Origin of the sequence: Halopseudomonas sp. (genome assembly GCF_041579695.1) — a bacterium.
GTDB lineage: Bacteria > Pseudomonadota > Gammaproteobacteria > Pseudomonadales > Pseudomonadaceae > Halopseudomonas.
This window is the reverse complement of the sequence record NZ_JBFGFI010000103.1, coordinates 1-7,695: the sequence shown is the minus strand read 5'-3', so window position 1 is coordinate 7,695 and position 7,695 is coordinate 1. Positions and strand designations below refer to the sequence as shown.

Below are 7,695 nucleotides of genomic sequence, written 5' to 3'. Positions count from 1 at the left end.
TCATCAGCCTGTCTGTCTGGGACACCCGCATGCAGGATTGGCAGTTGCGTCGCATCGGGCTGGTGCAGCCCAATGATGCTGTGTCACTGGCCGTGCCCGAACCGCCGAAGGGATTCAGCCGGGAAAATCCTGAGGAAATGGCCGCCACAATGCGGCTCGCGGAGGCGGGTGCCCAGGTAGTAATCTGGCCGGAGGCCCGCTACAAGGGGTATTTCGATCATTTCAGTGTACGCCAGGCCTATGCCGAAACACTCGCGCGAAGCGGCGTGGCGCTGATCTTCCATGATGCCGAGAAGCGTTGGCAAGGCGGTGAGGAGGTTCACTACAACTCGGTGATGCATGTTGACCGGCAGGGGCAGGAGGCCGGACTTTATCGCAAGATGCGGCGTATGCCATTCGGCGAGTATCGACCCGATTTCTTCAGCCTGCCGGGTCTGAACTGGCTGACCACACAGCTGTTCGGCGAGTTTCTGCGACCGCTCGCAGCGGGGACAGATCACGCGGAATTTTCGGTGGACGGCATGCGGCTGGTGCCGAAGGTGTGCTATGAAACCGCCTTCCCAACGGATGTCGCCGAGGCGATTGGCAGCGATGCGGCCGGCAAGGTGCTGCTTTTCGTTTCCCAGGATAACTGGTTCGGTGAAACCACCCAGCCATTCCAGCATCGGGCGATGTCAGTCGTGCGCGCGGTGGAGAACCGCGTGCCGATGATCCATCTGATCAATAACGGTCCCTCTGTTGTTGCCGCTCCCAATGGCCGCGCGCTGGCGTCTACCCCCGCTTTCTCGAGAGCGGAGCTGGTGGCGGATCTGCGGTTTTCTCCTGCCGCCGGGGGCAGTTTCTATAGTAGGTACCCGGACAGCTTCGGGCATGTGATTCATGGCGCGCTGATATTGCTGTGCCTGGTCGGGTTGCTGAGCAGGCGCCGTCGCAACGCTTGCTGATTCGGTTCAGGCGAACAGGCCTGCGGTGTAACCCGAGGACCAGGCCCACTGGAAGTTGAATCCGCCCAGGTGCCCGGTGACATCGAGGACCTCGCCAATGAAGTACAGCCCGGGTTGGTGTTTCACTTCCATGGTCTTGGAACTGATGTCGGCGGTATCCACCCCTCCGAGTGTGACTTCCGCGGTGCGATAGCCTTCGGTAGCCGAGGGCTTGAGGATCCAGCCGTTGAGCTGCGCGCCGATCTGCTCAAGCAGACGGTCGCCCATTTCCGCCATTGGCAGCTCCTGTGCTCCCGGCCACCAGAGCGACTGCAGTTCGTTAACCAGGGCCTTGGGCAATTTCTGCGCAAGCAACGTGCGCAAACGAGCTTTGCCATGCTGCTGTTTCGCCTGAACCAGCCACTGGCTGGCGTCTATGCCCGGCATCAGATCGACGCTCAGCGGGTCGCCCGGATGCCAGTAGTTGGAGATCTGCAGTATGGCTGGACCGCTGATACCCCGATGGGTAAACAGCAGGTTCTCGGTGAAGCTTTGTCCGTTGCAGGTTACGGTGACTTCTGCCGCCAGACCGCTGAGGCGCTCACACAATGATTTGGTGGCGTCAGTGAACATGAAAGGTACCAGACCTGCGCGTCTTTCCGTCAGGCCGATGCCGAACTGTCTGGCGATGTCATAACCGACGCCACTGCCGCCCAGGGTAGGCACCGAGAGGGCGCCGGTAGCCACGACCAGCGATGTGCATTCCAGCGTATCAGTATTACCGGTCTGGGCGACCGCCAGGCGGTAGCGCGACTGCCCCGACTCGATCGCGGTGATTTTGTTCAGATCGCAATGGGTCCTTACTTCTACCCCTGCGCGGTCACATTCGCCGAGCAGCATCGCAACAATATCCTTGGCCGAGTCCAGGCAGAACAGTTGGCTGTGGCTGCGTTCTTCGTAGGCTATGCCGTGCTGCTCGACCAGCGCAATGAAGTCCCACTGGGTGTAGCGGCTGAGCGCCGATTTGCAGAAATGCGGATTCGCCGAAAGAAAGTTTTCGGCCTCGACGAAATGATTGGTGAAATTGCAGCGACCACCGCCGGACATCAGAATCTTCTTGCCGACCCTGTTTGCCTTCTCCAGCACCAGAACCCGGCGACCGCGTTGCGCCGCGGTAAATGCACATAGCAGTCCCGAGGCGCCCGCGCCGAGCACGACGACGTCATATTGCTGAATGGCTGGTAGGGTTTTTCGAGACACGCGAAGATCCATCGGAAAGGGGGTGGCAGTATAAACAATAGTGGCTGCGGCTTCAGCGCCTGTCGCCGTCCGCGGGTGGTTTTATCCGTCCGCGGTTGTTTCTGTCTCTGCTCTGAAGAATCAGTTCCTCACTGCCGCCGGCACTGGAGGACTTTGCCAGGCGGTCGTACAGGACCACGTTGACGGTCGCCGCCAGGTTCATGCAGCCGATGGTGGGTATGTAGACGACGGCATCGGCGCGGTCGATCAGGGTCTGGTCGAGACTGCCGTCTTCCGGTCCGAACAGGTACAAGGCATGATCCGGATGGACGAAACCGGGCAAAGCAGTGGCGCCTTCGACCAGTTCGACACAGACGATTTTGATCTCCGGCGGCAAGTCCGCGGTCAAATCGTCAACCATGATCAATGGAATGCGCGAGCCGACATCCTTGGTGTCGGTGTGGAAGCGTACTGCCCGACCGTAACGAGAGCCGGTATAGACGATGCGGTCGGCCCCATAGCAGCCGGCTGCGCGCATCACGGCGCCCACATTGCTCGGGCTTTTGGGGTTGGCGAGGCCGATACGGATGGATGTATTCACTGGGTCGGACTCGTCAGGGGGGCAGCAGCCGTTGGTCGGGAAGACAAGAGCGCTTGACGTGTGGCCGACGCCGACAGGATGTATAGTGCGCGGATCGAATACTAGCACGGTAAACTCATGAAACTCCTGATCCGCAATCTCTCACGCACCACGACTGAAACCGAACTGCGCAACCTGTTCGAGGCCCATGGCCTGGTGCAATCCTGTGTTCTGGTGCTGGACAAGCAAACCGGTGGCTCCAAGGGTTTCGGTTTTGTGGAAATGCCCCGCCATGACGATGCCAAGGCCGCGATCAAGGCCTTGAACAATCTCGAGGTGGCCGGTAGCCGTATTCGCGTCAAGCGAGACGAGTCCGAGGCCGACAAGAATGCCTGAGCAGCATGGGCATGATCCGTTGCACGGGCAGACGCTGAAACAGATCGTCGAGTCGTTGGTGGAGGCTTATGGCTGGGACGAGCTGGGTCGGCGGATCAGGATCAAGTGTTTCACCACTGATCCGAGTGTGGCGTCCAGTCTGAAATTTCTGCGTCGCACCCCTTGGGCGAGGGAGAAGGTAGAAGCGCTGTACAGGGAGAGCCGGCATCGCTGAATGCCGTCTGTCTCGCGCGTGCAGGCAGGCCAGGCGCTTTTCAGCGGGTGCTGTCGTTGCGCTGTGAGCGGTTGCCACCCTTTCGTTTTGCCTGATACATGGCGCTGTCGGCCAGGTCGAGCAGATGCTGCTCGTCGTCGCCATCCTCCGGGTAAAGAGCAATGCCGATACTGGGAATTATCGCCAGCTCCAGGTTCGCCAGAATTAGCGGTCGATTCAGCGCTTCACGGATCTTTTCCGCCACTGCATGCGCCTGCCCTGGCAGATCGAGGGTCTCCAGCAGGACCACGAACTCGTCTCCGCCGATACGCGACACCGTATCCGACTCTCGCACACACCCTGTGATCCTTTCGGCCACGGCCTGCAGCAGTTGATCGCCCACTGCGTGTCCATGGGTGTCATTCACCCGCTTGAATTTATCCAGATCAAGATACAGCAACGCCACCTTGCCTTCGTCTCGTCGGGCCCGCGCCAGCGCCATGACTATTCGGTCGCTGAGTAATACGCGATTCGGCAGGCTGGTCAACTGGTCATAGCGTGAGAGAAATTCCAGTCGGGCCTGCATGCCGGCACGCTGGATCGCGGTAGCGATCTGGGTCGAGATGAAGTGCAGCAGTTGCTGGTCCTTCTCGTTGTAGGCAGGTGCCAGAGGACGGTTGCGAATGACCAGGGCTCCATGAACTCCCTCGGGCGTCGATAGCGGCACGGCAAGCCAGTCGAGACTGCGATCCCGGATGTCCGCGCTGTCAGGTTCAGGCCGGGCGGTGAGCAGTATCGGAGCGCCGCTGCGAATAACCGCGTTGCACAGTGCAAGAGTGTCGGCATTTGCCGAGACGGAGCCGACGTTTTGCTCATCGGCATTGTAGGGGAAGCTTGTCTGATTCTGTTGCCGGTCATGCAGTGCAATGCAGAAGATGCTCGCCGGTAGCAGCGCGCCGATGATTTCGTGGATATGGCTAAACAGGGTCGCCAGGTTCGCCGCAGTAACAGCAGCCTCGGATATGGCATACACCGCCGCCTGCATGGCTTCGGTATGTTTGCGTTCGGTTATGTCATGGGCTACTGCAACCCGCAATTGATCGTCTTCTGACCAGTTTGCTGACCACATGATGTGCACCACACTGCCATCCTTGCGAATGTAGCGATTTTCGAAATGATTGGTGAGGCGGCCGAGCATGACTTCGCGGGAGGTGGCGATTGTTGATTCACGGTCATCCGGATGAACCAGATCGATCATCGCATGACCAATCAACTCCTCTGGACGGTAGCCGAAGATGCGCTCGCAGGCACCGCTGAGATAGACGAACCGGCCTGCGGCATCCACCACGCATATTGCGTCCAGCAGCAAGTCCATTATGGCGGACGTAGGTACCAAACCGTTCCCTGATACGCCTGCGGCATCCTTTTCGGCTTTATCCATCCGCGATCTCCCTGGATTCTGTACGACTATCGATTCCAAGTTACCTGGGCGGCAGCTCGAATTTTCCGGATTATACGCCCGTCTTACGCTGTTAACCTTCCTTGCGTTTTTTCTCCGCCTTGCGGTACAGCGCTCGCAACGCTTTCGATTCCTTGCTGCCGCCGCTGCCGTGGGATACCAGAATACGGTGCCAGATGGCCTGTTTCTGTTCAGGAGAAAGGCTTTTCCAGGACTTTTTCTCTTCGTGTGTGCGACCACATGCCTTGCAAATCTGATGCTTGTTGAAGTCGCACATGTCGATGCAGGGTTTTTTGGTAATGGGTTCGGACATGTCACCTCTCGATGTGTACAGCTTCAGCCTTGGCGGCTGATAACCAGGGTGTTTTTGTGCGCAGGCATGAAGAGATCTTCCTGTGCATTGTAGTCCCACCTTTCTACGCGGCAATGGTGCTGACCATGTTCGCAGTCATGCACTATCAAATTGACTGAGTTGGGTATCCCGGCCCGCACCCGCGTCGACAGGGCAGTGCCTGCCTGCGCCGTCCAGCCCCTGCGGCCCGCCTCACCCTGGTGACCGTGCAATGGCCAGACATAGGGCAGGTGGATGTGACCGCCAATGAGCAGATCAAGACCTGCATCGACCCAGGTCGGGACGGCAGTCTGATAACCGATCAACAGGTTTGTCAGGTCCGACTTCTCGCGTGCGCGCACCGGGTGATGCTGCATTACCAGGCGCAGCTGTTCCGGCCGGGCTTCGCGCAGTCGTCGCGCGACGCGCTCGATCTGGGCGGAGCTCACTTCGCCGTCTTTATGGCGCGAGGGCCGCGACGTGTTCAGACAGATGACCAGCAGCCGGTCGCTTTCATACTCGGGCTCCAGCTCGTTGCCGAAGGCGCGCTTGTAGTTGCCATAGGGGTTGAGCATGCGCGCCAGGAGGTTGAACAGTGGAATGTCGTGATTGCCGGGCACTGCCAGCACCGGTTCCGGCAGTTGGCGGACGAATGCGCTGGCTGCACTGAACTGCGCACGGCGGGCGCGCTGGGTAATATCGCCGGTGAGCAGCGTGACTTCCGGCTGCTGGTCATGCGCAAAGCGCAGCAGAGCGCGCATGACATGGGGCTGCTCTGTGCCGAAATGCGGATCCGAGATCTGCAGTACCCGTGTCATACACGCTCCCGTTTCGACGCGTCTCGGGGGACCAGTAAGGGCAGCTTGTCCGGTGCCACGCGAAATTTCAGCGGCGCGTTCATCCAGCAGATCTCGCCATCCATGGCCACCTTTATCCTCTTGCGCCCGCGTCGGGGCCGAACCGTCATGGTGTCGAAACCGAAGCTGATGACGTTTTCATCTTCGCCTAGACGGCTGAGCAGGCCACGAATCAGCAGACCATACAGCGATAGCGTGCCACGGGAGCGGGCGGTCATCGCTACAAGATGATGACGTTCTATTTCTTGGACCTGGTCAATGCCTATCTGCTCCAGCTGCAGCGAGTTATTGCCGACCACAATGGTCGGGGTATGCATATGTCGCCGCGGCTGACCCTCCAGATCGATTTGTACATGCAGCGAGCGGTGGGCTTGCATCAGCGTGACGATGGCCGACCACAGTGCAACCAGGCGGCTGCGTCCATAGCGTCGCTTGTAGGCCTCGCGATCTTCGAGCAATTGTGGATACAGGCCGAGGCTGGCATTGACCAGAAACACTCGTTCATTCAAAAGGCCGACATCCACCGGCTGGATGACTGCGTCCAGCAGGCAATCAAGTGCCGCTTCGGTATCCTGTGGAATACCATAGGTACGGCCAAAATAGTTGAACGTACCCTGAGGCAGGATGCCGAAGGGAACGCCGCTGCCCAGCACCACCCCGCCTACAGCGCTGAGGGTGCCGTCACCGCCAACCGCCACCACGATGCCGCCCTGCTCACGGGCAAACCCGAGGGCGCGTTTGGCCGTGGGGATCAATTGTGCACCGCTGTCGATCGTCATTATCTCGTAGCGCCGGCCAGCTTCGGACAGTACCCGCTCGATGGTTTTTCGGGTCTCCTTCACGTCCCTCCGTCCGGAGGCATTGTTCACCACCAGAAACAGTGGCTCAGTGCCGCTGATCGAACTGACTGGGGCTATTCCGATTGCGTCCGCTGCAATATCACTCATTGCAGGTGTTCCCATGGCGAACTGTTAACCGGGGTTTATAGACGCTGGCAAAGATATCGATCAGATTCATCTGTTGTTCCGTGAGCGGGGGGGGACTGACAATTGGTTTGCAGGCTAAGCGCCGTCACCGGCAAGGCATGCAGGATGCTCAACGCAACTGGCTGTCCTTGCTTCCTCGCCGATTATAGGTGCCGCTGGCGGTATCGGCGTTGTCTCGGGCTTGCTGGCAGACAACGCATAGACGCACGCCGGGCAGGGCCTTGCGTCTCGCCTCGGGAATCAGAGTATCGCATTCCTCGCAATACAGCAGACTTTCTCCTTTGGGCAGTCTGCTGCGGGCACGTTGTACCGCCTCATCGACAGTGCCGTCGATCTGATCCTGAACTGCCCCATCGCGCGCCCAACCGGTTGCCATGGTCACCTCCGGGTGTTGGATGACGGCACGCGACTGGTGGCGTACCTGTTCTCATCAAAAGCATAGACCCTCGGCAGGTCCGCTGAGAACTTGTGTAGATTAACTGCTGAGCATGGTCCAGATGCCCACCAGACTGACCGTCAGTAACACGCTGCCCAGCACGCGGAAAAAGACCGGTGTTTCAGCATGCATTATGTGGGCGTGCGCGCGAAGTCCGATCAGGTGGCCGACCGCTGCACAAGGCAACAGCCACAGATGGTGAATCAGTTGCAGGTCAACGCCGGCATAAAGGAACGCCGCCATCTTGATGGTGACCAGGATGAACCACAGGGCGAACAGCGTATCGCGAAACTGT

10 protein-coding genes and 1 pseudogene are annotated in these 7,695 nt (G+C 59.3%); 3 read left to right on the top strand and 8 right to left on the bottom strand.

Annotated features, from left to right (window positions below):
- A partial coding sequence (locus ABYA88_RS14270; RefSeq protein WP_373188061.1) for an apolipoprotein N-acyltransferase occupies positions 1-944 on the top strand: 944 nt, incomplete at its 5' end.
- A 6-nt stretch (positions 945-950) separates the two neighbouring features.
- Here the strand turns inward: ABYA88_RS14270 and ABYA88_RS14265 are convergent.
- Together ABYA88_RS14265 and ABYA88_RS14260 are read right to left on the bottom strand one after the other, a co-directional pair.
- A complete protein-coding gene (locus ABYA88_RS14265; protein WP_373188062.1) occupies positions 951-2,159 on the bottom strand; it encodes an NAD(P)/FAD-dependent oxidoreductase in 1,209 nt (402 codons plus the stop codon).
- Positions 2,160-2,235: 76 nt separating this feature from the next.
- The gene (locus ABYA88_RS14260; protein WP_373188060.1) at positions 2,236-2,763 is read right to left on the bottom strand and encodes an RNA methyltransferase; all 528 of its coding nucleotides are present in this window, start codon (positions 2,761-2,763) and stop codon (positions 2,236-2,238) included.
- A gap of 117 nt (positions 2,764-2,880) precedes the next feature.
- Between ABYA88_RS14260 and ABYA88_RS14255 the strand changes: the two genes are divergently transcribed.
- Together ABYA88_RS14255 and ABYA88_RS14250 are read left to right on the top strand one after the other, a co-directional pair.
- Positions 2,881-3,138 (top strand): RNA recognition motif domain-containing protein, encoded by a 258-nt coding sequence (locus ABYA88_RS14255; RefSeq protein WP_373188059.1) that lies wholly within the window; start codon positions 2,881-2,883, stop codon positions 3,136-3,138.
- On the top strand, positions 3,131-3,352 hold the full coding sequence (locus ABYA88_RS14250) for a VF530 family DNA-binding protein (RefSeq protein WP_373188058.1): 222 nt from the start codon (positions 3,131-3,133) through the stop codon (positions 3,350-3,352). Before ABYA88_RS14255 ends, ABYA88_RS14250 begins: the two co-directional genes overlap by 8 nt.
- Before the next feature lie 40 nt (positions 3,353-3,392).
- On the opposite strand, the gene ABYA88_RS14245 is transcribed toward ABYA88_RS14250, so the two are convergent.
- From ABYA88_RS14245 to ABYA88_RS14220, 6 genes and pseudogenes are all read right to left on the bottom strand, one after another.
- Positions 3,393-4,772 carry a diguanylate cyclase domain-containing protein gene (locus ABYA88_RS14245; RefSeq protein WP_373188057.1) on the bottom strand — a complete coding sequence of 460 codons (1,380 nt, stop codon included), beginning with the start codon at positions 4,770-4,772 and terminating at the stop codon, positions 3,393-3,395.
- 91 nt (positions 4,773-4,863) lie between these two features.
- Positions 4,864-5,103, bottom strand: coding sequence for a DUF1289 domain-containing protein (locus tag ABYA88_RS14240; RefSeq protein ID WP_373188056.1), 240 nt, complete (start codon positions 5,101-5,103; stop codon positions 4,864-4,866).
- A 23-nt stretch (positions 5,104-5,126) separates the two neighbouring features.
- Positions 5,127-5,939 (bottom strand): metallophosphoesterase, encoded by an 813-nt coding sequence (locus ABYA88_RS14235; RefSeq protein WP_373188055.1) that lies wholly within the window; start codon positions 5,937-5,939, stop codon positions 5,127-5,129.
- The gene (locus ABYA88_RS14230; RefSeq protein WP_373188054.1) at positions 5,936-6,925 is read right to left on the bottom strand and encodes a diacylglycerol kinase family protein; all 990 of its coding nucleotides are present in this window, start codon (positions 6,923-6,925) and stop codon (positions 5,936-5,938) included. The genes ABYA88_RS14235 and ABYA88_RS14230 overlap by 4 nt, the downstream gene beginning before the upstream one ends.
- Positions 6,926-7,073: 148 nt before the next feature.
- The gene (locus ABYA88_RS14225; RefSeq protein WP_373188053.1) at positions 7,074-7,340 is read right to left on the bottom strand and encodes a DksA/TraR family C4-type zinc finger protein; all 267 of its coding nucleotides are present in this window, start codon (positions 7,338-7,340) and stop codon (positions 7,074-7,076) included.
- A gap of 99 nt (positions 7,341-7,439) precedes the next feature.
- Positions 7,440-7,695, bottom strand: a pseudogene (locus ABYA88_RS14220) (sulfite exporter TauE/SafE family protein); the annotation flags it as partial.